The organism is Halobacteriovorax marinus SJ (genome assembly GCF_000210915.2).
Taxonomy (GTDB): Bacteria; Bdellovibrionota; Bacteriovoracia; order Bacteriovoracales; family Bacteriovoracaceae; genus Halobacteriovorax; species Halobacteriovorax marinus.
This window is the reverse complement of record NC_016620.1, coordinates 725,256-747,744: the sequence shown is the minus strand read 5'-3', so window position 1 is coordinate 747,744 and position 22,489 is coordinate 725,256. Positions and strand designations below refer to the sequence as shown.

The 22,489-nt window shown below is 36.8% G+C and carries 23 protein-coding genes; 11 read left to right on the top strand and 12 right to left on the bottom strand.

What is annotated here, in order from left to right:
* Positions 1-70 precede the first annotated feature (70 nt).
* On the bottom strand, positions 71-2,707 hold the full coding sequence (locus BMS_RS03560; RefSeq protein ID WP_157868229.1) for a hypothetical protein: 2,637 nt from the start codon (positions 2,705-2,707) through the stop codon (positions 71-73).
* Positions 2,708-2,875: 168 nt separating this feature from the next.
* On the opposite strand from BMS_RS03560, the gene pal reads away from it, so the two are divergent.
* The 4 genes from pal to BMS_RS03540 all read left to right on the top strand — a co-directional run bounded on the left by pal (position 2,876) and on the right by BMS_RS03540 (position 6,094).
* Positions 2,876-3,385, top strand: a complete 510-nt coding sequence (gene pal, locus BMS_RS03555) for a peptidoglycan-associated lipoprotein Pal (RefSeq protein ID WP_014243419.1) — start codon at positions 2,876-2,878, stop codon at positions 3,383-3,385.
* Positions 3,386-3,480: 95 nt separating this feature from the next.
* The gene (locus BMS_RS03550; RefSeq protein WP_157765640.1) at positions 3,481-3,687 is read left to right on the top strand and encodes a hypothetical protein; all 207 of its coding nucleotides are present in this window, start codon (positions 3,481-3,483) and stop codon (positions 3,685-3,687) included.
* A gap of 28 nt (positions 3,688-3,715) precedes the next feature.
* Positions 3,716-4,483 (top strand): tetratricopeptide repeat protein, encoded by a 768-nt coding sequence (locus tag BMS_RS03545; protein WP_014243417.1) that lies wholly within the window; start codon positions 3,716-3,718, stop codon positions 4,481-4,483.
* A gap of 9 nt (positions 4,484-4,492) precedes the next feature.
* Positions 4,493-6,094, top strand: a complete 1,602-nt coding sequence (locus tag BMS_RS03540) for a multiheme c-type cytochrome (protein WP_014243416.1) — start codon at positions 4,493-4,495, stop codon at positions 6,092-6,094.
* Here BMS_RS03540 and BMS_RS03535 read toward each other — a convergent pair.
* Positions 6,091-6,918, bottom strand: coding sequence for an alpha/beta hydrolase (locus tag BMS_RS03535; RefSeq protein ID WP_014243415.1), 828 nt, complete (start codon positions 6,916-6,918; stop codon positions 6,091-6,093). The two genes, BMS_RS03540 and BMS_RS03535, sit on opposite strands and share 4 nt — an antisense overlap.
* Before the next feature lie 59 nt (positions 6,919-6,977).
* Here BMS_RS03535 and tsaD point away from each other — a divergent pair, with 59 nt between their 5' ends.
* Genes tsaD through BMS_RS03505 form a run of 6 tightly spaced genes read left to right on the top strand, consistent with a single transcriptional unit; the run spans position 6,978 to position 12,576 of the window.
* A complete protein-coding gene (gene tsaD, locus BMS_RS03530; RefSeq protein WP_014243414.1) occupies positions 6,978-8,063 on the top strand; it encodes a tRNA (adenosine(37)-N6)-threonylcarbamoyltransferase complex transferase subunit TsaD in 1,086 nt (361 codons plus the stop codon).
* Complete coding sequence (gene rsmA / locus BMS_RS03525) at positions 8,063-8,866, top strand: 16S rRNA (adenine(1518)-N(6)/adenine(1519)-N(6))-dimethyltransferase RsmA (protein WP_014243413.1); 804 nt, start codon at positions 8,063-8,065, stop codon at positions 8,864-8,866. Before tsaD ends, rsmA begins: the two co-directional genes overlap by 1 nt.
* A 1-nt stretch (position 8,867) precedes the next feature.
* Positions 8,868-10,187, top strand: a complete 1,320-nt coding sequence (locus tag BMS_RS03520; RefSeq protein ID WP_014243412.1) for an OmpP1/FadL family transporter — start codon at positions 8,868-8,870, stop codon at positions 10,185-10,187.
* 6 nt (positions 10,188-10,193) lie between these two features.
* A complete protein-coding gene (smpB, locus tag BMS_RS03515; protein ID WP_014243411.1) occupies positions 10,194-10,643 on the top strand; it encodes an SsrA-binding protein SmpB in 450 nt (149 codons plus the stop codon).
* 13 nt (positions 10,644-10,656) lie between these two features.
* Positions 10,657-11,136 (top strand): glutathione peroxidase, encoded by a 480-nt coding sequence (locus tag BMS_RS03510; RefSeq protein WP_014243410.1) that lies wholly within the window; start codon positions 10,657-10,659, stop codon positions 11,134-11,136.
* A 57-nt stretch (positions 11,137-11,193) separates the two neighbouring features.
* On the top strand, positions 11,194-12,576 hold the full coding sequence (locus BMS_RS03505; protein WP_014243409.1) for a B12-binding domain-containing radical SAM protein: 1,383 nt from the start codon (positions 11,194-11,196) through the stop codon (positions 12,574-12,576).
* A 24-nt stretch (positions 12,577-12,600) separates the two neighbouring features.
* Here the strand turns inward: BMS_RS03505 and BMS_RS03500 are convergent, their stop codons facing one another.
* Positions 12,601-13,536 (bottom strand): calcium/sodium antiporter, encoded by a 936-nt coding sequence (locus BMS_RS03500; protein WP_014243408.1) that lies wholly within the window; start codon positions 13,534-13,536, stop codon positions 12,601-12,603.
* A gap of 22 nt (positions 13,537-13,558) precedes the next feature.
* Between BMS_RS03500 and BMS_RS03495 the strand changes: the two genes are divergently transcribed.
* On the top strand, positions 13,559-14,035 hold the full coding sequence (locus tag BMS_RS03495) for a hypothetical protein (RefSeq protein ID WP_014243407.1): 477 nt from the start codon (positions 13,559-13,561) through the stop codon (positions 14,033-14,035).
* On the opposite strand, the gene BMS_RS03490 is transcribed toward BMS_RS03495, so the two are convergent.
* From BMS_RS03490 to BMS_RS03450, 9 genes are all read right to left on the bottom strand, one after another.
* Complete coding sequence (locus tag BMS_RS03490) at positions 14,010-14,957, bottom strand: hypothetical protein (protein WP_044557248.1); 948 nt, start codon at positions 14,955-14,957, stop codon at positions 14,010-14,012. The genes BMS_RS03495 and BMS_RS03490 overlap by 26 nt on opposite strands.
* 13 nt (positions 14,958-14,970) lie before the next feature.
* A complete protein-coding gene (locus BMS_RS03485; RefSeq protein ID WP_014243405.1) occupies positions 14,971-15,978 on the bottom strand; it encodes a GHMP family kinase ATP-binding protein in 1,008 nt (335 codons plus the stop codon).
* Complete coding sequence (gene hpt, locus BMS_RS03480) at positions 15,965-16,483, bottom strand: hypoxanthine phosphoribosyltransferase (protein WP_014243404.1); 519 nt, start codon at positions 16,481-16,483, stop codon at positions 15,965-15,967. Before hpt ends, BMS_RS03485 begins: the two co-directional genes overlap by 14 nt.
* A 72-nt stretch (positions 16,484-16,555) precedes the next feature.
* Entirely contained in the window at positions 16,556-17,197 is a 642-nt protein-coding gene (locus tag BMS_RS03475) for a thymidine kinase (RefSeq protein ID WP_014243403.1), read from the bottom strand.
* 198 nt (positions 17,198-17,395) lie between these two features.
* The gene (locus tag BMS_RS03470; RefSeq protein ID WP_014243402.1) at positions 17,396-18,070 is read right to left on the bottom strand and encodes a hypothetical protein; all 675 of its coding nucleotides are present in this window, start codon (positions 18,068-18,070) and stop codon (positions 17,396-17,398) included.
* On the bottom strand, positions 18,070-19,356 hold the full coding sequence (locus BMS_RS03465; RefSeq protein WP_014243401.1) for a hypothetical protein: 1,287 nt from the start codon (positions 19,354-19,356) through the stop codon (positions 18,070-18,072). The genes BMS_RS03470 and BMS_RS03465 overlap by 1 nt, the downstream gene beginning before the upstream one ends.
* Positions 19,356-20,864, bottom strand: a complete 1,509-nt coding sequence (locus BMS_RS03460) for a Gldg family protein (protein WP_044557246.1) — start codon at positions 20,862-20,864, stop codon at positions 19,356-19,358. The genes BMS_RS03465 and BMS_RS03460 overlap by 1 nt, the downstream gene beginning before the upstream one ends.
* Entirely contained in the window at positions 20,864-21,589 is a 726-nt protein-coding gene (locus BMS_RS03455) for an ABC transporter permease (protein WP_014243399.1), read from the bottom strand. The genes BMS_RS03460 and BMS_RS03455 overlap by 1 nt, the downstream gene beginning before the upstream one ends.
* Positions 21,582-22,472 carry an ABC transporter ATP-binding protein gene (locus BMS_RS03450; RefSeq protein ID WP_014243398.1) on the bottom strand — a complete coding sequence of 297 codons (891 nt, stop codon included), beginning with the start codon at positions 22,470-22,472 and terminating at the stop codon, positions 21,582-21,584. Before BMS_RS03450 ends, BMS_RS03455 begins: the two co-directional genes overlap by 8 nt.
* Positions 22,473-22,489: the final 17 nt, after the last annotated feature.

The window sequence follows — 22,489 nt, the reverse complement described above, 5'->3', positions numbered from 1 at the left end:
TTTTCAGTATTATATCCAAAAACGAGATTACATTAAACCTAATTTGGAATCTTCTTTATTCTTTCTTGAGTTAAAAGCTAAAACTCCCTCTAATGACTGAAATTGTTGAGTCTTTATCTTGACCAAATCTATTCAATACTTGAGATCGAATAATATCAATTGAAATGGGCAATGCGTATGCCACTGTAAAGTCGGCCCTAACTCCTGCCCAATATGACTGTACAGATGAATTTCTAAGGTATTGATTCACTAGGAATATTCTATCTGCTGCAATAAAATCAGTTCCCGCTAAGAGATGAAGTTCTTGTACGAAGAGAGGAAAGAGCCCCGCTCCACGGTAAATATCAAAGAGAGAATAATCAAAGTGAAGTCGCATAGATTTAACTTCATTTCCAAAAATATCACTATAGCCTAGCCCATAGAATTGATGATACTCAGTGTAGCTTCCACCTCCATAAATCACACCACTTCTAAAGTCTCTTTTATCAAGAGAGCTATATCCAATATCTGTAGAAAAATTCAAATCACTTAATAATCGAAACTCTACCTCTGCAATAGATTGCATACCATTATAATTAGAAGTTCCCTCTACCTCTCTTTTAAAGAGCCTTGCCTTAAGTAAGGCCTTAGAGAGAAAGTCATCATCTCTGACCTTTACATGTTTTACTTTAATTATTGTTCCATACTCTTTTTCATCTCTTGAAGAAATGAAGTCATCCACTTCAAAATGACCTGCATAGAGGGAGGTCTTTAAATCAAAATTCCCCAACTCAAAGAATTTAGAGAAGTAAATTGAATTAGATTGATTTGAGTCATAACTTCTTCTCTGCGAACTAGAAGTATAGGCCTTAGAGTGATTCAAAGAGAGAAAGAAATCATTTGGAAATTGATAGGTATAACTTAATTCAGGAGTGACCTCTGAAATCCCTGTATAGAATAATCCTTTTAGGCTAAGAGTGTGGCGGCTATCTGGATCAGTAATAATAGAGAGCGCACTCCAATAAGATAATTCATCAGTTGATTGGACGTAGTTAATCATCCAATGTGTCGGTAAAAAATGTCTAAAGCCAGGGTATGAACTTCTCTTTGTTGTAATTTCTTCTAAGCTTTCTCTTTCTAAATCAACTTCTTTGAAGTTAACTCTTTTAGAGAGTTTTTGATCGCCTCTTAAATCATCACATCCCTTACTCCATTTATAGAGAGAGTTCGGAGAATCTTTTAAAACAACTACTGATTGATTTTTTTCAAAACTTCCCTCAATGATTATTTGAGACTTTTCACCTACAACTTTTGCAATTCTCCCCTCAGACATTTTATAGAGTTGACCACTCTCTCTAAGTATTAGATCTTCGCGGCAATTATCTAATATTTTAAAATCACTTGCGACTTCTCTCTGAAGTTCAACTCTCTTTTTTACAGTATTATATCTTGCGAAGTAGCTTACTTCTTTTCTTGCATCAAAGAGTTTAAAATATACAAACTCCCCTGCCCCCTTGAAGTAAGAGAGAGAGATTTCTTCTGGAAAAGTAAATTCTCCATTATTTATTACCCAACGTCCTTTATTAAACTCAAAGACCCAAGTGGAGTCATTTAGTCCATAGAAGAACTCTCCCAATCTCTTATTTTTAGAAATAAAACCTTTCTCATAGAATGAGTGATTTCTCTTTGAGTTATTTCTTATATTTGGAAAAGTTACAATCGATGCAGAAGAGCTTGAATTCTTATATATGCGTGAAAGTCTTTCTGATAACTTTATCTCTTTCACTTTAGAAGAGTCGAGAGGTTGCTCTAAGAGTACTTTCACATCATTTTTAAACTCAACACTAAGAAGCTTATTATCAACAAGAGCAAAACCTTCTTGAAGTGATTTTCTAGAGAAGAAATATTTTATTTTTACAAATTCTTTCTCGTCTATTTCACGCTGCCTATACTTCTTTAAAAAGTCCTCTCTAAACTCATCATATAATTGCCCAGCACTCTTATTAAAACACTCTTTAAAGGCGCTATTTAAAAAGAATGGAATATTATTACTATTGGCAAAAATTAAACACTGTACTGAGTTCTTAGACTTACTCTCTAAAAACTCCATAAAGAACGCTCCCGTCCAATAAGCATATTGTCCATAAGGAGGAGTTCCCGGATCGTCTAGACAATCAATTGTCTGGCAAAAGTTCGCATCTTTAAAGGCCTGTTCCCACTCAACTTTTAAGAGCTCACTTCTAAGTCTTCCCGAATCTGTGAGCGCACTCTCGGCCCAAGTCGCTATTCCCTCTATGAACCACCTAGGTGCTATACCTCCCCACTTTCCAAAAGTTCCAAAGATTCCCTTGGACAATTTCAACACTCCTCTCGTTTGATCCATGTGGATAATATGAACGAGTTCATGAATTATTAACTGTCCAAGAGAGTTTGGACTTGAGATTAAGTGATCTCTTCCAAGAGGAGGAAATTTTCGAAGAACAATATGATTAAATGGAAATACTGTTGCACTTCCATTGGCCTCTTGGACGCCTTCTTTTAAAGTGATATGGATCAATGCACTTGGGGCGTATTTAAAATAGTCGGCAAGTTTAGCAGTATTTTTCTCTAGTATAGAGAGTACGCGATTTCTAAAATTCTCTTCGTAATCTGGAAGATGAATTTCGAAGCGATAAGGGCCATAGGCCGTGTCCACTTCTAGATGGGAGGTTTCAACACTACCTCCCATTCTGGCGTTAACAAGATGAGTTGAGAACAAAAAGAAAATAACCGACAACAAAGCTCGGCCAATATGATTTTTCATATTTACTGTACCTAATAAGAGTTTTTTTCGTTATAATATCTCAATAAGTTATAGGAATATAAATCTTTTTTAAAACATATTTAAGGAGCACAAATGAAATTTACTTTCAAGCCAATGACTTTACTCGCTGTATTAACACTTTCACTTTCATTAGCGAGCTGTAGTTCGACTAAGAAAAAAGAAGTAAACGACAACCAAACTATGGAATCAGTTGGTGCTGACGCCTCTGCTCTTGAGTTAAATGCTGACTCTGACTCAGGTAAAGCTGGACCAATCAAAACTGTATTCTTTGGTTTCAACTCATCTGTTCTTTCAACATCTGCACGTGAAACATTAAATGCAAATGCTGAATTCTTAAAAGCTAACCCATCTGTTGAAATTCAAGTTGAAGGTCACTGTGATGAGAGAGGTGGAGTACAGTATAACCTTGCACTTGGTGAGAGAAGAGCTGTTGCTGTAAAAGACCACCTAGTTGCTATGGGAGTTAACTCTTCAAGAATCTCAACAATTTCATTTGGTAAAGAAAGACCAGTTGCTTTTGGTCACGATGAAAGTGCATGGGCCTCAAATAGAAGAGGTAATTTCATCATTACTGCAAAATAATGATCAGAAAAGTAGTCTTAATTTTACTTTTAATACAATTTTGGGGGTGTGGTTTAGCCACCACACGCCCAAAGCTTGAAATGAGTCTGGCCCAAGTGGCATTTCTAGCCGCCAAGGAATCTAAAGCACAGACACTCTCCCCCGGAATTTTTAGAAAAGCTGAATTCTATTACTTAAAAGCTAAGTCGGCGTATAAGAGAAAGTATTTCAATAAAGCGAAACAATACGCTATCCTATCTAAGAAGTTTTCTGAAAGAGCAGAGTTTATTGCCATTAGAAAACAGACCCTAGAAAATTTATAATACGTTTTAATTAGAGAAAGGAATCTTTATGAAACATCAAATGAAATGGCTGATGCTTGCATCGCTTCTTTCTGTAGGCGCATGTAAAACCCAAGAAGAAATTCAAAGAGAACAAGTTGTTGATAATATCTCAATCCAAATGGTTGAGAATCAAAAGCTTACTGCCGACGCAAATATTCGACTTCAAAATATTGAAGAGAGATTGGGGCTACTAACAGGACAAGTCGAAGAGACTGGTCACAATACTAAGGAAGAGCTCACAAAGCAGGTCGAAGAACTAAGAAATAAAATAACAATCTTAGAAGAAAAAGATAAGGCCAATGAAGAGAAGATCTCTAAAATTGAAGCTCAACTTAAGCAACAAGATGAGTACCTAAAGAAGCTTCTTAGTACTCTTTCAAAGAAGACATCATCAACTAAGAAAAAGAAGAACTCTCCTTACCAAGAAGCAATGGGAGCATACACATCGGGAAACTACAAAAGGGCTCAATCTCTCCTGTCGGGTCTGGAAGCTGAAAATAAAATTAAGGGGAAAAGAAGAGCTAGAATTCTACACAACTTAGGAATGTCTGCTTACATCAATAAGAATAATAACGATGCGACTGTTTACTTTAGTAAACTCTTCACTGAATTTCCAAGCTCTAACTACAACGCCAATGGACTTCTCTATTTATCTAAGACTTTGCAAAGACTAAAGAAGAATGAGCAGGCCAAGCAAACTTTAGAAGAACTTATAAAGAGATTTCCAAAATCAAAGAAAGTTAAAGAAGCTAAATCATTATTAGCAAAACTCTAGGACATTAAAATGAAGAGAAGCTCTATCTGGAAATTTATCCTATGCCTTACCCTCGCCTCTTGCACTAATTTCATTAATACAATTGATGAGGGAGAATACAATGTTACGGGAATAAAGAAGGATAGCTTCTCTATTGTTTTCAGTCACAATATCAATGGTGAAACTCACCCTTGTGGATGTAGGCATCACCCTCTTGGAGGTCTTCCTCAAGTGGCCGGAGTTCTACACGACATACAAAAAAATAGCGATACTCTCTATATAGATAGTGGTGATACTTTCTTTGCATCTTCCTCTATTCCTGAGACGTTGCAAAAGTCTCTCACATTTACGGCACAAAACTTGGCCAAAGGTCTCGGTCAACTAGGTCTATCTTATCAACTACCTGGTGAACAAGATCTCGCAATGGGATGGGACTTTTTAAAGAAGCTACAAGAAGAGAATAAATTTACTTACCTCGTCTCCAATGCGACGAACTCTTTTCCTCTTAAGCACGAGAAGCTAACTATCCTTACAAAAGGTCCTCATAAAATTTTTATTATAGGCCTCTCTGATCCAAGTATCTTTCCTGGAAAATTTAAAGGCGCTTTTGAAAATCAATTCCTATCGATTAATAAGATCAGAGAAGAGTTAAAGAAGGTCGGCTATAAAAAAGATAGCCCTTTTCATCGCCTCATTGCCATGACCAACTCTGGAATTGATGTAGATACACAGATCGCGAAGAAGTTTAAAGAACTTGATTGGATCATCGGTTCTCACTCACAAAGTTTTACCAAGTTTCCTGTTGAAGAAGGTAAGACAAAGATGGTTCAAGTTCTCTCAAGAAACCACTATATTGGAGAAATAAAGATCGCACTTAAGAGTGATAAGTCAAAAGACTCCTTCAATATTCACGAAACCAGAGATGAGACAGCAAAGCTTCTCTCCCCTAATCCTTACCATGAGTTTTTAACCAAACATAAAGAGCAGCTCTCAAAGATTCAAGTAGAAGAGCAAAATGCGATGACTGTTGCCTCTTTTGGAGTTCAAAAATTTAATACGGCCAATTCATGTTTAGAGTGTCACCAAGCACAAGCTGATCATTGGCAAAAAACGCCTCACTCTATTGCTTATCTAACTCTCATTAAGGCTAAAGAGGAAAATAATCTTGCCTGTATTAAGTGCCACAGCCTCGGACAAAACTCTCCTCACGGCTTTGCGAAAGCGAGTGATATGGTCGTCTTTGAAGAGAAGGATGAAACAAAGCTGGCTAAGTTAAAAGAAAATTATATGAAAGAGTTGAAAGAGAGTTTTCTAGACTTCTCTTCTGTAAGAAAGCTACCTCCAAAGAGTATTGAGAACTTATCAAAGAAATGGCGTGAGCTAGATAAGAGAAAAGGAGTGACTCACAACTTTGCCAATGTTCAATGTCTAAACTGTCACGACAAACACTTAGAGCACCCATTCTCAACAAGTGAAGAAGAAGCGTCTCCTAAAGCTAAATATGAAAATATGAGAAATAAATGTCTCAATTGCCACGATCCAGATCAAAGTCCTGAGTGGTACCAAGGAACTAAGCTCAACGAAAATAAATTCGTCGACATGATGAAGAAAGTTGGTTGCCCTAAGAATTAGATTCCTTTTAAAAAGTCTACGAACTTGGCCCTATACTGTAAATGCTTTGGATGAAAGACATCAGTATGGGAGCCATCTTCAATCGCCCACCACCACTTCTTTGGCGTTTTTAATTTAGAATAAATCTCTTCTCCAAATTTATAGGGAACGACTCTATCTTTCTTTCCATGAATCATAAGAATGGGCATCTTAAAAATATCAAGATTCTTATAAGGCCCATACTCATCAGAAACTAAAATATAAGCAAGAGGACTAAGCACAACGAAAACTCCTGCATGTCTTAATTTATCAAAGGCGATATCTTGGTATGAACTAAAAGTTGAGTCCAGTACATAGAGATCAATCTCATCTCTAAAGTCGATATCTTTCATGGCCCTCATACTCACTGCCCCACCAAGTGACTGAGCGTAGACAATAAATTTAGGATAATCCTTAGACTTCTCCCTCGCCCACTTTAGCGCGGCGATAGAATCCTTATTTAGTCCTTGTTGATTTGATTGACCCTTAGAGAGTCCGTAGCCTCTATAGTCAAAAATGAAAACGTCATAACCCTCCTTTACAATCCAACCTAAGTTAAGCCAGTGAGAGGTTATATTTTGAGCATTGCCGTGAAAGAAGAGGATAAGTCCCTTTTTCTTCTTCTCCTCTTTATCCGACATAAACCAGCCATGTAACTGAGTTCCATCAGTAGAGAGAAAGTCCACATCTTCATAGTGCACGCTATGCTTCTTTGGATCGGCGTAAAAGTATTTTGTAGGATAGTAGAAAAGAGATGAACATCCAGTTAAAAATGCCAGAAACAATAGAAGAAAGAGCTTTTTCATAGACTTAAAACCTTAAAAGATTTAATAAATACAGACTATTATGCTAGGATTTTGATTCTATGACTACAAAGTTTATTTTAGGTATCGAAACCAGTTGTGACGATACATCTATTGCCATTATTGAAACTGATTCCAAGGATTTAGATACACCTCCAAGTGTCATCACACAGAAGTCCTTTTCTCAAGAAGATCTTTTAAGTAAGTGGGGCGGAGTTGTGCCAGAGATTGCAGCGCGTAATCACCTCGCCAAACTCGTTCCCCTTCTAAAGCAGACCCTCGAGTCAGTAAATATGAAAATGGAGCAAGTTGCGGCCATTGGCGTGACGACTCAGCCCGGACTCTTAGGTCCATTGCTCACTGGTCTCAATACGGCCAAGACACTTTCACTTATTTTTGAAAAACCAATCATACCTGTGAACCATCTCTTTGCTCACTTAGAGGCCATTCACCTCTCAAGAACGACGAAGTACCCTTATATTGGTCTACTCGTTTCTGGTGGACACTCTCTCTATCTCTTAGTGAAGTCCCAGAGAGACTTTGAGGTTCTCGGCTCAACGATTGACGATGCCGCAGGAGAGGCCTTTGATAAAGGTGGAAAGATTCTTGGACTTGGTTACCCTGCTGGAAAAATCATTGATGATCTGGCCAAACTTGGTGATCCTCTCAAGTATAATTTTCCAATTGGCCTTAAGAGCTCAGCTGACTGTCGCCTAAGTTACTCCGGAGTTAAGACGGCCCTTAGACTCTTTGTTGAAAAGAATCCACATATAAAGCATCCTGGTGGAGATCAATATTCGCAGGACTTAAAAGATGTCTGCGCCTCTTATCAGCATGCCATTGTTGGGGCCTTAAAGCTTAAGCTCAAATATGCCATGAAAGCAGTTAATGAGCGCTACCCGCAAAAACTTGAAGTTGTCGTGGGTGGTGGAGTTGCTTGCAATAGTTATCTTAGAAAAGTTCTTATTGAAACTTACAAAGACGTCTTCTTCGTTCAACCTGCATTTTGTACGGATAACGGAGCAATGGTGGCCAATTACGCCCATAGAATTGAACAAGATGCGATCTCTTTTCCAGAGTGCTTAACTCTCGATGCTAAGGGACGCTACATCTCTAAGAAAGATCTTTTAAAACAAGGACAACTCTAGTGACAAAGACACTTCCATGGGCCGATAAGAATTTAGGCCAACACTTTTTAAGAAGTCAAAATGTCATAGATAGTATTACCAATGATTTTAAAGAAGAGGCTCAGGCCATCATCGAAGTTGGTCCAGGACCGGGAATCTTAACGGAATTCTTGGCCAAGCACGAGCTTCCTTTCTTCGTTATTGAAAAAGATAAGCGCTTCCCTGAATACTTGGAGCAATTTATTCCAAGTGAAGCGATCACATTAAGTGATGCGCTTGAAATTCATTTAGAAGATTTCTTTGAGCAAAAAGAAATTAATAATAAAGATATTTGGCTCGTTTCAAACTTACCTTATAACGTAAGTGTTCCCCTCTTAATTAGTTTTATTAAAGCTCCTCAAATAAAATATATGACTCTGATGTTTCAAAGAGAAGTTGCTGACAAAGTGATTTCTTTTATGAATCCAAAGAAGAATAAGTCTATGGGCTCACTACTTGTGCTCTCTCAAACTTACTTTGATGTCAGTGTTCTTTGCCAGGCTCCTCCAGGGGCCTTCCAACCTCCACCAAAGGTTGACTCTACGGTAGTGAGTTTTAAACGAAGAGAGAATCCCGTTATCGCTCTTAGTGAATTTAAGCAATTTGAAAGTTTTTTAAGAAAGTTATTTCAATTTAAAAGAAAACAATTAGGCAGTGTTTTAAAGTCTCACTACTCTCCAGAGAAATTAGCAGATGCATTTGAAAAAAGTGGTGTACTTAGAACTGATAGAGCGGAGTCATTTTCCCTGGAAATTATCCAAAATCTTTATAAGGAACTTAGATAGTATGAAGAGTTTAATCCCTACACTTTTACTTTTAATATCTCTAAGCACTCAAGCAAATTACTTTGAGTTCTTTGGTACTCATGTAACGACGAGAGGAATTGGAAATCAGGCCAATTTAAATCCACACGATCCGGCCAATAATTACTACGCCCCAGCGCAGATGGCCTTTAGTGATACTTTTAACTTCTCGACTTCACTCTCTTCAACAGTGACAGACTTTGAGCCAATCAATGGTGTCGTTATTAAAAATGATTCTTTTCAAGACCCTGCTCTCGATGAAGAAGTTGGATCTGTCTCAACATCTTATCAGAAATACTATAGCGCCTCTTTGCATATTGCTCTTCCTCTTGCAAAAGAACTTGGAACAATTGCAGTAAGCCTTAGTACTCCAGTGGGATCATTAATTGAAACAAACTCAGGGAATGCTTTCTTACCTGAATATATTATGTACCGCTCTCGCTATAGAAGAGCGCTAGCACTTTTTAACTACGCCAAGAAGCTTGGTGATAGCTGGGCATTTAGTTTGGGAGCACAACTAGGGTTTCAAGCGGCGGCCACTGCTGATACGAATGTCTCAATTCAAAGTGACTACGGATCATACGGCTCTATGAAATCAAAAGTTAAGCCTTCACTTGGACTTTTATTCTCAACGATCTATCGCCCTAGTGATGACTTTCAGCTCTACTTCTCTTATCAGCAAGAAATGAAGAATAACTTAGAGGCCAATGCCTTTGGTAAGGTTTCGATCTCTACTACAACGGACTATATTCTCGATCTCAACATTACTTCTATGATTTTCTACGATCCACATATCTTTAGACTTGGAACAGGAACAAGACTAGGAATGCTAAAACTCTACGGCTTAGTTGAATATCAAATGTGGGGCAACTACAAGACTCCTTTAATGAGAGTGGCCAAGCGTGGCGGTGGAATTCAACCAAGTAGTGATTATGAAGTTCTAAAAGTAAAAGATATCTTTGTACCAAAAGTTGGTATGGGAATTAATGTAACAGAGAATATTGAACTAGACCTAGGTCTTGCCTATAAGCCTACTCCAATAGAGGGAGACTTTAGCGGATCAGGTAACTCCCTTGATGCGGATTCAACTATTTTAGCGGCGGGGGCCCTATACAAGAGTAAATTCTTTGATTTTCCACTACAGCTTGGTGGTTCTCTGCAGTATCATATGCTTAAGGATCAGAGTGTTACAAAGACTCCTGGTCTAGAGAATGGAGACCCGGGCAATAAAATAGGTGCACCAGGATATAAGATTGGAGGATCCATCCTCGTTGGCTCCGTTGGACTAACTTTCAATTACTAGGTTTATATGGGAATAAAAGTCATAGCAAAAAATAAACGTGCGCACTTTGACTATCAATTAGAAGATAAGTTAGAGGCCGGTATTGTTCTAGTTGGAACAGAAGTTAAGAGTCTTAGAAATGGAAAAGTCTCCATTGCTGAGTCACATATTACTATCGATGGTAATGGTGAAGTGTGGGCCTTTAATATTAAAATCCCTCAATACGAGTTTGGAAATATTAATAATCATGTAGAGGATAGAAAGCGTAAACTCTTACTAAATGCCAAAGAGATCACGAAACTCTTTCATAAGATGAAAGCGCAGAACCTAACAATTGTTCCAACAATGATTTATTTTAAAGGCTCAAATGTGAAGCTTGAAATTGCCCTTGGGCGCGGTAAGAAGTTACACGATAAGCGAGCTGATGAACAGAAGAAGACTGTTCAAAGAAAACTACAAAAAGGTATTTACGAGTAATAAGGAGAATTCCATGAGCATTTACGATTACAAAGTGAAGAATAATAAGAATGAAGAAATCGATCTCTCTGAATATAAAGATAAAGTTCTCCTAATCGTAAATACAGCTTCTAAGTGTGGATTCACTCCCCAGTACGAAGGCCTTCAGGAACTTTATAAGAAGTATAAAGATCAAGGTCTAGAAGTGCTTGCCTTTCCATGTAACCAATTCGGATCTCAGGAACCAGGTAGTAATGAAGAGATTGCATCTTTTTGTGATCTGCAATTTAATATTAGCTTCCCTCTTTTTGATAAAATCGATGTTAATGGAGATGGAACACATCCCCTCTATCAATACCTAAAAGAACAAGCTCCTGGACTTCTTGGCTCTAAGAAAATCAAGTGGAATTTTACTAAATTCCTAGTCTCAAAAGATGGCGCAAAGATTACGAGGTTTGCACCGACGAGTAAGCCTGAGTCACTTGAGAGTGATATTAAGAACTTACTTAAATAGCTTTTATTTTTTTCTAACATACTATAAAATAGTTTTTTACCTTAACAATGAGTAGAAATGAAAGTTGGCTTGGCCTTTCTTCCTGCATGGATCCCATATAATCCCCCACTTGGGATTACCTGTATTAGTGCAGTAATAGAGAGAGAAGGGCACGAAGTTTCACTCTTTGACTACAATGCCTATATTTATGATCAAATTAAAGATAAGCATGGTGAACTTTGGCTCATGGATGAAAGTCCAAAGTGGGCCGAGATTGAAGTTTTTAAGAAAGAAATTTACCCACTTATAAAAACCTATCTCTTTAAGCTGGTTAAAGATATTCTCTCGCAAAAACTAGATGCTATTGGCTTTAGTATTTACAATTCTAACTCCCACCCAACAATGATCGTCATTCAAAATCTGAGAAGAATTTTTCCAGAACTAAAAATATTTATTAGTGGAGCTCGAGTCGATGAACCTCTAGCGACAGAGCTTTTCAAATTAAAGTTAGTTGATGCGGCTATCATGGGAGAGGGTGAGCAGACGACGACAGAAATTCTAGAATATTGGAGCTCAGATGAAGAGAGGGATGAGATTCTAGGAGCTGTTTACTTTAATAAAAGTGGTGAAGTAATCTGGGGAAAGAAGAGGCCTCTTTTAAATATAAAAGACCTTCCTATTCCCGACTTTTCTAAATTTGATCTAGACCGCTACACTTCTAATGGTTTCCCTGTTGAATTTAGTCGTGGTTGTGTTGCTAAGTGTACTTTCTGTTCTGAGACAAATTACTGGGTGAGCTTTAGAACAAAATCTGCAAGGCAAATTGTAGATGAGTTTAAATATCATTATGATAACTATGGAGTAAATCAATTTCGAATTGTTGACTCCCTTATGAATGGGAACCATCGTCTATTAGAGGATATGTGTGACATTATTCTCGAAGAGAAGCATACCTTCTATTGGCATGGCTTCTGCCGTATCAGTAATAAACTCACTCCTGCCCTTTTAAAGAAGATGAGAGACGCTGGATGTACCTATATAAATTATGGGATAGAATCTGGATCACAGAATGTTCTAAACCTCATGAAGAAGCGCTACAAGCTCTCTGAAATTTTAGAGACTGTAAAACATACTAAGAATTCAAATATAGAAGTTCATGCTCAAATACTCATCGGCTTCCCCGGTGAAACCTGGTTTAACTTTTATGAGACTCTCAGAATGTTAAAGATTCTCAGAGGATATTTTACTAGAATCTATCCAGGTATCCCACTAAGTGTGACAAGACAAACATATCTCTATGACAACCTCGATGAATATAATGTAAAATTAGGCTCTGGCGAAAAATGGAGAACTAAGAACTTCTCCAATACCTATACTATAAGACTAATACGTCACTGGATTCTAAAGAAGTATCTTAAGTATATAAATATCACTCAAGGCTACCCACTAGAAGTTGAATAGCCTCTTAGATTTTTGAACTATGCCTTAAGCACTAATCCATTGATAGACAACACCAAGATATGTCGCAAGAAAGACAAATCCCGATAGCTTATAAAAGTTTCTTTTAAAGAGTGCTAGTGCAATCAGAAAAACAGATGCGAAAATTAGAACGTAGACTTCAAGAGAGTAGCTCTGCCCTATAGAAATATCATAGAAACCAAGAGAACCTAGAACAAAGGCCACATTAAAAATATTTGAACCTATTATATTTCCAGTAATAAGGTCAGTATCTTTCTTTTTTACGCAAGCAAGTATCGCTGTAACAAGCTCAGGGAATGAAGTCCCAAAGGCAACAAATACTGCTGAAATAACGTAAGTAGAAATTCCTAGCATTACTCCAACTTTTGAACCTGAAGAAACGAGTAGATCTCCCCCATAGAAGAGAAGTATGAATCCGATGATGAGTTTTATATAGAGCATTGGGCCCATCTCATGTTCAAGATCTTCTTTGGCAACAGTTCTAAGATGCCTTTGCTTTTTCATCTCTCTAAACGTATTCCAAAGGTATATCGCAAAGAAAGCGACCAGCAATGCCGTCCCCCACCAATAGAGCTTCGCTTGAAATAAAAGAATAGAGAGAATTCCCGTAAGGACAATATGAAAGTAGAGTTGGGCCTTAATTTCATGTCTGGCCAAATGAAGAGGTACAAATAATCCAGCAACACCCATTATTAAAAAGAGGTTCGCAATATTTGATCCAATGATATTTCCAAGAGCAATTGGACTCTCCCCTCTTAGACACGCTAGCTGTGAAACAAAGAATTCAGGAAGAGATGTTCCAAATCCAACAATGAGAAGTCCGATAACAAGTGGAGACATACCAAGATAGAGACCAATCTTCTCTGCAGACTCAAGGGCAAACTCAGCACCATAGTACAGCATTACAATAGATAATATTAATAAAACTACTTGAAGGGCCATAAATCTATCCTATAATGAAGCTATGGAAAATTTATTTAAAAATATTTCGAGGGAAACTCTAAGTAAAATCACCATAGTTTTTTGTATTCTAGGTGATGTTCTCATTTTTTATTATATTTGGATAGATGCATTCCCTAGAATATTTAAGCAAGTCTTTGTGGAAGTAATGAAGAGTCCTGGACTGGATAAATCAATGATACCGGTCAATTTCTACAATGAACTCTTCCAGCTTTCAAAGCAAGCACTCATTATAATGTTTGTAGGCGTTCTCATTGTTCACGGAGTTAATTATATTTTCTTTTTGAAGAAGAAAGAATTTGCGAGAAAGTACATTAAGATCCAAACCTGCTTGGGAGGGCTACTACTCTTTTTATTTGGATTCTCTAGTTTATTAAAGGGGTGGCTCTATCCACTTTGTGCGCTAACCGGAGCTATAATGTTTCTAGCTTTCATTGGCCTTAATCAATACAATACTAAAACTTTGGCACCAAAAGCCTAGTCTGAGACGGCATTGTCCAAAGAGGAAAGTTTCTAACTTTATCTAAGAGATTTCTCTGCCCTGTCACTGCTAAAATAAAAGAGTCAAAGGCCCTAGGGTTTTTAACTATAAGCTCAAGATCATGTTCATAAATAAAAATATTTAGCTTGGCCTCAATCTTTTTAATGATATCTAATCTGGCCTCTACACCTAATTCAATATCACTCATATTTTGAATGTCTCTATTGAGAAGAATTTTACCGCGAAGTAACTCAATCAAAGTTAGGTTTACGTTGCCTTCGTAGAGATCAATATTGCTAGGAAAGTGTCGCCTTAAGTATGAAAACCTAGAGAGGATCATAAGGGATGTATTTCCAAACGAATCATACGAGGAATTAAACAATTCAAGGTATTGATCGTAATAGTATTTCCAAATCCAAAAATCAACTGATCTATTCCAGTAAGGTAGAAAGCCCTTCTTGAGTCTTCTTTTAAAAGAGCGAGATAGTAAATGCTCGTGAGACTCTTTATCCCAAAAGCCTCTTCCCATATCAAATTCATCATCTTTATTTCTAGAGCGCTCATACTCCTTAGGATGATGATTTCTGATTTTTGTATCTTCTTCTAAAATAGAATTTACTCTATCTCTCACGCTGACAACTTCATCGACAGGACAATTCTTTGAACCTGGACAATCTAATTCACAGGAGTGACATGCCGGCCAAGTGAGAGGAAAATCGACTACCAATTGATTCACTTTATAATCTTCAATCCAAGACCTAATAGCATCATCGCCCTCTAGGCCTTCCTCATCTTTTACTTGAAGCATTGATCTTAGAAACCATCTTTTAGAATCTTCATAATACTCAATAAGACAGAAGAAGAAATTATCCTTTCTTCCTCCTTTCATACTCATTCCTGCAATATTTTTAGATTCACTCACTATCACTCTCTAGTTAAAGAGGTTTCTCTATGGCAAATGGAAGGATATCCATTTCATTCTCTTGAATGATTTTTTCGACATCTTCCTTTTTATCGGCTGGATGAACAATGAGAAAGCAACCACCACCACCGGCACCACAAACTTTCATTCCGGCACTTGGGACTTTCTCCACTACTTTATTATACACCATATCCATTTTTTCAGAAACGATTCCAGGAAATAATTCCTTTCTTATGGCACCCTCTCTAGAGATGAGAGAAGCGAGTGGAGCATAGTCACTATTTTTAATCTTCTGATAGGCCTCTTGGCTGAGCTTTGCAATATCTGAGAGTCCCTTTCTAATTCGAGCATCTCTATCAAAGAAGCCTTTATACACTTCCCAGTTAGTAATTCCAGAGAGCCTTGTTTGTCTTGAGTAAACAAGTGTAATACTTCCTTCTAAGAATTTCTTTAAGTCTTCATTAAAGAGCTGGTCTACAATAACGCTTCCAGGAGTTGGGCATAGAGCGAGTACACCACCAAAGATGGCAGGATAATAATCTTGGTAACCAGCAGGTCCACAATCAAGCATTCTTCCTTCAATTCCCCTAACAACATTTACGGCTTTATCTCTATCTAAGTCCTGGTCAAGATACTTACAAATAGCACCGAAGAGAGTAATTCCCATTGATGAAGAACCACCTAATCCGGCCCCTGGAGGAGAGCCCGACTTAAGAATCACTCGCACGCCACTATTTAATTTAAAGTAGTCTAAGATCTGGCAAACAAAACTAAAGTGTCCAAAGTGATCTCCGATTAACTTCTCACTCGTAAAATCTTCAGTGAGATAAGTCTCGGTAGTATTGTAATCAAGAGAGTGGATCTGAACTTTCCCCTCTTCGAATTTTTCAATCTCAACTTCGGCCTTGAGGCTTGTTGCAAGATTAAGAGTAATTGTCTCTGGAATAATTAAATTAATTGGTTCAAGGTCTAGAGTTCCACCAAGAAGATCAACTCTTACTGACCCACTATACTTCGCCATTATAAATTCCTACATAAGGTAATTCTCTATAACTACCGTTAAAGTCTAAACCGTAACCAATTACAAAGTGGTCTTCTATTTCAAATGCAAGGTAATCTATATCAACCTTATGTTGAATTCTTGCTGGTTTATATAAAAGAGATGCAACCTTTAAAGACTTAGGATTATTTTTTTTAAATCTTGTTATTAGTGATGAGATCGTTAAGCCAGTATCAATAATATCCTCAACAAGAATGACATTCTTACCTTCAATCTTAGATTTTATATCCAAGTTAATTTTTAACTCACCCGTAGACTCTGTTCCTTCATAAGATGAAACAGAAATGAAGTCTAAAGTAATTGGAAGATTAATTTCTCTAATTAAGTCGGCACAGAAAATAAACGAGCCTTTTAAAACGCCAACAACGATAATCTCTTCACCTGCAAAATCTCTTTCGATTTCTTTTGCAAGTTCTTGAACTCTTGAATGAATTTTTTCTCTAGATATTAATTCAGGGAATGACATAAGATCCTCTCATCTTAAAAAGTACATAGAGAGTATATCAAAAAAAAAAGGAGACAACAGTCTCCTTTCACATTAAATCTGAACTTCAGTCATTGAGCCCTCTTGGGCCTCGATATTTGTTGAAAATGCGAGTAGATCCTCATCATCTGGCTGATAATCCCAATGCGCAGTACAACGTGCTTCATAGAGGTCTGCTTCTCCAACTAGAACCTGGTCAGAGTTATCAGTAGACTTTCTATGAGTCTTAGAGGCCGGCGCTCCACAAGAAGTACAAACGGCCTTAACCTTAGTTACGTCATCAGCAATTGCCATTAGATGTGGCATTGGTCCAAACGGCTCTCCCTTATAGTCCTGGTCTAAACCAGCGAGAATAACCCTAACCCCTCTTCTAGAGAGCTTATTCACAACTTTAATAATATTTTCATCAAAGAACTGCACCTCATCAATGGCCACTATTCTAGTTGAATCATAAATTCTTTTAAGAATATCTACAGCTGAATTAACAGGTGTAGCAGCAACAGATTGAGACGAGTGGCTTACGACTTTTGTCTCATGATATCTATCATCGAGTGCTGGTTTAAAGATTTGGATTTTCTGCTTAGCAATTTGTGCTCTTCTTACTCTTCTAATTAACTCTTCGGTTTTACCAGAAAACATTGGGCCACAAACGACTTCAACACTTCCTGTCATGAAGCTTGCTAGATACGGGGACACGTCTCTCTCCTTTTGATGTGTAGATTTCTAATCTCATTTAGTGTGTGTATGTGTGAGATGATTTTTACAGAGACATGAGAATCTGTAAATGAGGCCATTCCATGTGTCATTTATCTATTGTAATGAATTCCAGTAGATAGTGAGAATAAATTTTCTAACACCTCCTGACTTTGGCACGTTGTCAAAATAGGATGTATTTTAAAGCATTGCAAAAAGAGAGGTAAAATAAATAATCACAAACGTAATGAAGAGAACAAATATAATTAATGGAGAACAAATAACAATAAGACTCTGTAAAATTGAAAGAGACATATTATTTCTAAGCCCTGCGAAGAGATAAATTATTGAAGAAAAATGACGGATCATCTCTCCAAAAATAGGAATAACTAAAAAGAGATTACTAACCATTGATTGATTAACAATCTCAGCCGTACTTTGCTCTAGGTCGCCATCGAACTCAAAGAGACTTCCAAAGAACTTTATAATTACTGTCCAAACCTTTGCATAGAACCAAAGAGTAATTGGAAAGATAATCACCTGCATGATTGACCATGAAACCAATACTTTTTGATACTCTAGAGAGAATCCATTTCCAATGAGTGAAGAGAGAGAATCATTTTCACTCATAAAAACTCCAGTCAAATAGCCGAAGTATATAAGCCCTATAGAATAAATTCCATTAATCATGGCCATTACCCATGAAACACTCAACGCTTCAACAAAGCTTAAGCCAATGATCTCATTTTCCTCGTCCCTTTGAAGCTCACTTGCAAGCGTAAGTGGACGCTCTTTTGAAACTCTCTCCCTAAGGACTTCATGAGTTTTAAAAGGATGTAAAAAAGTAAGTATATATTCTCTCAAAATTTGATTCATTACTTTACTCTATACTTATCTGGATCAACGCTTATTGGTTCTTTACTAAATCTAGTATAATGATATGTTAATTTCTGCTTGCGATCTAGCACTAACATTTCTGATTCCGTAAAAAGTACTTCTAATTCCCTTGAGTTAATAATTAATTTAAGTTTCCAATTCTTATACTTTGAAAAATCTTTCACTTTTTCAACATATTGAGCAGGGCTAAGAAGTATTTTAAATAACTTACTAGCTTCTTCTCCAATTTTATGAACTTCCAACTCTAGCGTTTCATTATTATCAAAAGTAATCTTTATTTTACTTCCAAGCTCTTCAACAACTCTAAGGTCCCAAACATTTTGAATATTAAAAAGAAGAAGCTTCTGCTCTCCCGCCTTAAATTGATAATAGATATTATTCTTTGGGTTAAATATATAATAAGACTGATCTCCTTTATACCTTTCATAAATAGTATAAAGTCCCTCAGAGGTTTTAATCGTTCCAACTTTTCTAGAAAAATTTGTCGTATCATCGACATTGCTCAAATAATTAAATGCTCTAAGAGATAGCAACCTCTCTCGTAGGTGAGACATTTTAGCTTTAGAAACAATAATCGGATGTTCTGGAGGAGGATTTGTCGTCTGGGCCTTAAAGTCTATAGCAAAAGATTCATTTGCTAAATTTGAAAATACAATCGATCGCTCTAGCTCTTCTTCTTCAAATATAGAGAGGTCGAGAAAGAAGTTTGGGGCCAAATTAAAGAGGGCCTTCACTCGATTGTACTTATGATCAGAGCGGTGCTCATTTTCCTTACTTACAACCCCTTCAAATGGCATTTTATCATTTGCAATAGCGACGACTAGACCGGAACTCTTAGTTCTCATTGCAACATAGAAGTCTTGAGAGAAGTTAAGCTTGGCCCCTAGTTGATATTCGAGAACTTCATTTTCAAAAGTAAAAGTCATCTTCATATGATCTTCAGGAAAGAATTCCTTCATCTTTTCTTTTGAGATATCCTTTAAAAACTTCTTACTTCTAATATGAGAAAGTCTAGTTAAGAATTCATTCACCACTTTTTGATTGGCCCTATGTCCGTCAGTAAAGTTGATAAAGCCATCATTAAACTTTTTTATGTGACCAAAGGGGGTTTGAATTTCTACGAGATCTCCATACTTACTAGTGTCTAAAATTTTGGAATAATTATCCTTTTCTTGTTCTTTTAGTATTCCTCTCCTCTCCTGAGTGAAGTAAGTAATGCCCAGAAGAACAATAAGTGCAGCAAGTAAGCCTAGATTTCTCTTCATTATAATTTTCCTTTCCTTCTATAAAGTAGAATCGAAATAATTATTAAAGTAATAGGAAGAACCAATACACTAAAGAAGAAGATCACTCCTAATTGTGGAGAACTTATAAATAGAGGCTCATCTTTAAGTGCGATTCTATCAAATGTTATGAGTTGATCGTTCTTTGTAAGCCAGTTAAGAGTGTTCACTAAAACGTTGAAGTTACTCGTAAACTTAGTGTAAGCATTACTTACAAAGCTTGTATTTGAATAGATAACAATTCTAGATCCATTTTCAAACTCTCTACTAACAGCAAAATTAAGAGGTCCAGCAAGATCCTTTCCTTTATCAAACTTCTTCTTATCGAGATTAATAAAGTCGCTCTCACCCCAGCTCATATTAGTCGATTTAATCAACTCCACGGCCTTAAGCCCTAAATTTCCCTTGAAGCTAATTGCCGTAGCAAGTGGGAAGAAGACAAAGCCACTGTAGTTTTGAAAAATAGGATGACTCTTTGCAAATGTCTTAGCAATAGGAGCTGCTCCATTTGACCCATCAATAGTAGAGTCCGGAGAGATAGAAAGTATATTGTGAACATTGACACCTTCTTCAGCGAGATAATCTCTAAATAAAGAAATTGTATCCCCGTTAAACTGAGGATTAATTCCCACGAGAAGAGATCCTCCCCCCTCTCTAAACGCTTCTATATTTGCGATTTCATCTTTATTTAAATCAATTTCAGTTCCCCAAAGAACGAGGGTATCACAACTTTTTAGTGACTCTCCGGCAACTAATTTAATATCTTCAATTTTAAAAAGCTCTAATTCTAATAATTTTCTAAGAGCACTGAAGTGATCTCTCCCATCGTTATACCAACTAAATTTAGTATGAGAGCTATCGACACAAAGAGTTGTCTCTCTCTCCCTAATGACCTTTAAGATTGCACTTGTTAGCTCAAGCTCTCTCACTCTTTGCGCCTTTGCGACCTTCTCTCCTTTCTTAATGATAAGAGTTGGTATTTGAGTGATTCTATTCTTTGCAATGAGATCAGGATTTAATTCAGCGTCTATATAATTAAATTTGAATGCAGAGTTCTTTAACCTATAGAGTTCCATCAAAGTACTTATTGGTTGGAAATTCTCTCTCTTAGCATAGATATCAATAGAGATTTCATCATCAACACTCTCTAGCACCTTCAGCGTCTGTGGACTTAGAGAGTGTACCTTCCTCTGAGTGACATCAAATTCAATTGGATTCTTAAATGCGAGATAGTTAACAAGTCCAATAATACAGCAAATGAGAAAACAAGAAATAAGAGCATCACATAGGTACTTAAACTGAGAACTTGTATAGTAATCTTTAAATTTCTTTCTATAAAAGATGAGAAGGATAAGTGTATTTACAATGGCACAGATTGAAACAATTAAGTTGAGATATATCTCGTCAGTGATTGAAATCCAAAGAAAGACCCCTACCATATACAAAATGATATTCACTATAATTAAGATATTACCAAAGAGTGCTTTCACTACCATCTCCTCGAACTAAGAGACTTATTAATAAAGAGCATGGCCACTGCGATAAAAGAGATGAAGTACACAAAACTAAAACTTCTAATACTTCCTTTAATAAAGCTAGCAAAGTGGAATTGATTATTTAAGTAATTTAAGATTTGTCCAACAATAAAGTTATGAGATGAATTGGCCGCTAAATTTAAGAGAAGTACTCCAAATATGAGAGCGAAAGAGATAAAGCCTGAAACGATTTGATTACCAGAGATAGATGAAGCAAACATTCCTAGAACGACATAAGCACTAATATTTAAAATTAAGCCTAAGTATGAACTCAGTACAACTCCCCAATCAGTGTAACCTGAAAACATAAGGATCAATGGAAACATTAAAGATAATACGAGCATAAAGAGAATTAGCGTCATATGCGCGAAGTATTTTCCTAAAATAATATTCCACAACCCTAGCTTAGATCTCATTAGAAGATCTAGGGTTCCATTATTCTTCTCTTCCACAAAAGAGTTCATCGTAAGCAGTGGAGTTAAGAACATAAAGAGTGAACTAATCGTTGAAAAGAGTGGTTGAAGAACATTTGTAGTCAAACTACTCTGATTCATTTGATTAGAACCAACAACACTGTAATAGAAGATCCACCCAGTGATTGCGATAAAGATTGCACATAAGATATAGAATAGTGGAGAACCAAGTGATTCTTTTAATTCTCTTTTATATAAATTAATCATTAATATTACTCGTTACTTTTTGAAAGATTTGCTCTAGGTCCATTTCTTCAGACTTTAGAGAGCTCACAATATAGTTTTTATCCAATAGGAAGCGATTGATTTCTCCTCGAAGATCCGCCTTCTCCTTAGAAACAATTCTTAATTGATTCTCTTTTCCAGAGATCTCAACATTGAACTTAGAAATACACTCACTTCGATCTTCATCACTAAGCTTTGAGTCGAGTTCAATTAGAATGACCTCACCTGCAACGAGATCATTTTTTACATCTTCAATCTTTCCTGTTTTTAAAATTTTTCCGTGATTGATGATAGTGACTTCATCGCAGAGATGACTTGCTTCATAGAGTTGATGAGTAGAAAAGAGAATCGTATGGTCTTTCTTCAAAGAAAGAATAAGCTCTCTTATCTCTTTAATAGCGTGGGGATCTAGACCAACAGTGGGTTCATCAAGAATGATGATCTCTGGATCAACCACTAGGGCCTGAGCAATTCCAACTCTTTGTTGATATCCCTTTGAAAGGTTTCCAATTAATCGGTGTGAAACGTCACTTAGACCACAGCGAGTGCAAATCTCCGACAGATCTGATCTGCTATTAAATATATCTCTCACGAATTCAAGATAATTACTAACTGTCATATGTTTATAGAGAGGAGGTATTTCAGGGAGAAAGCCAATTGGTTTCTCTGAATTTATAGTCACTTCTCCCGAACATAGAGTTAACTCTTTTGTCAGGATTTTCATTGTCGTCGACTTACCTGCACCATTGGGCCCAAGAAAGCCATGAATACTTCCTTTAGAAACTTCAAAAGTTACACCGTTTAGGGCATTAGTCGAAGAATAGCTCTTGTGAACATTTTCAACTCGGATGGCCTTTTCTTCCATAAAACTACCTCACCAAA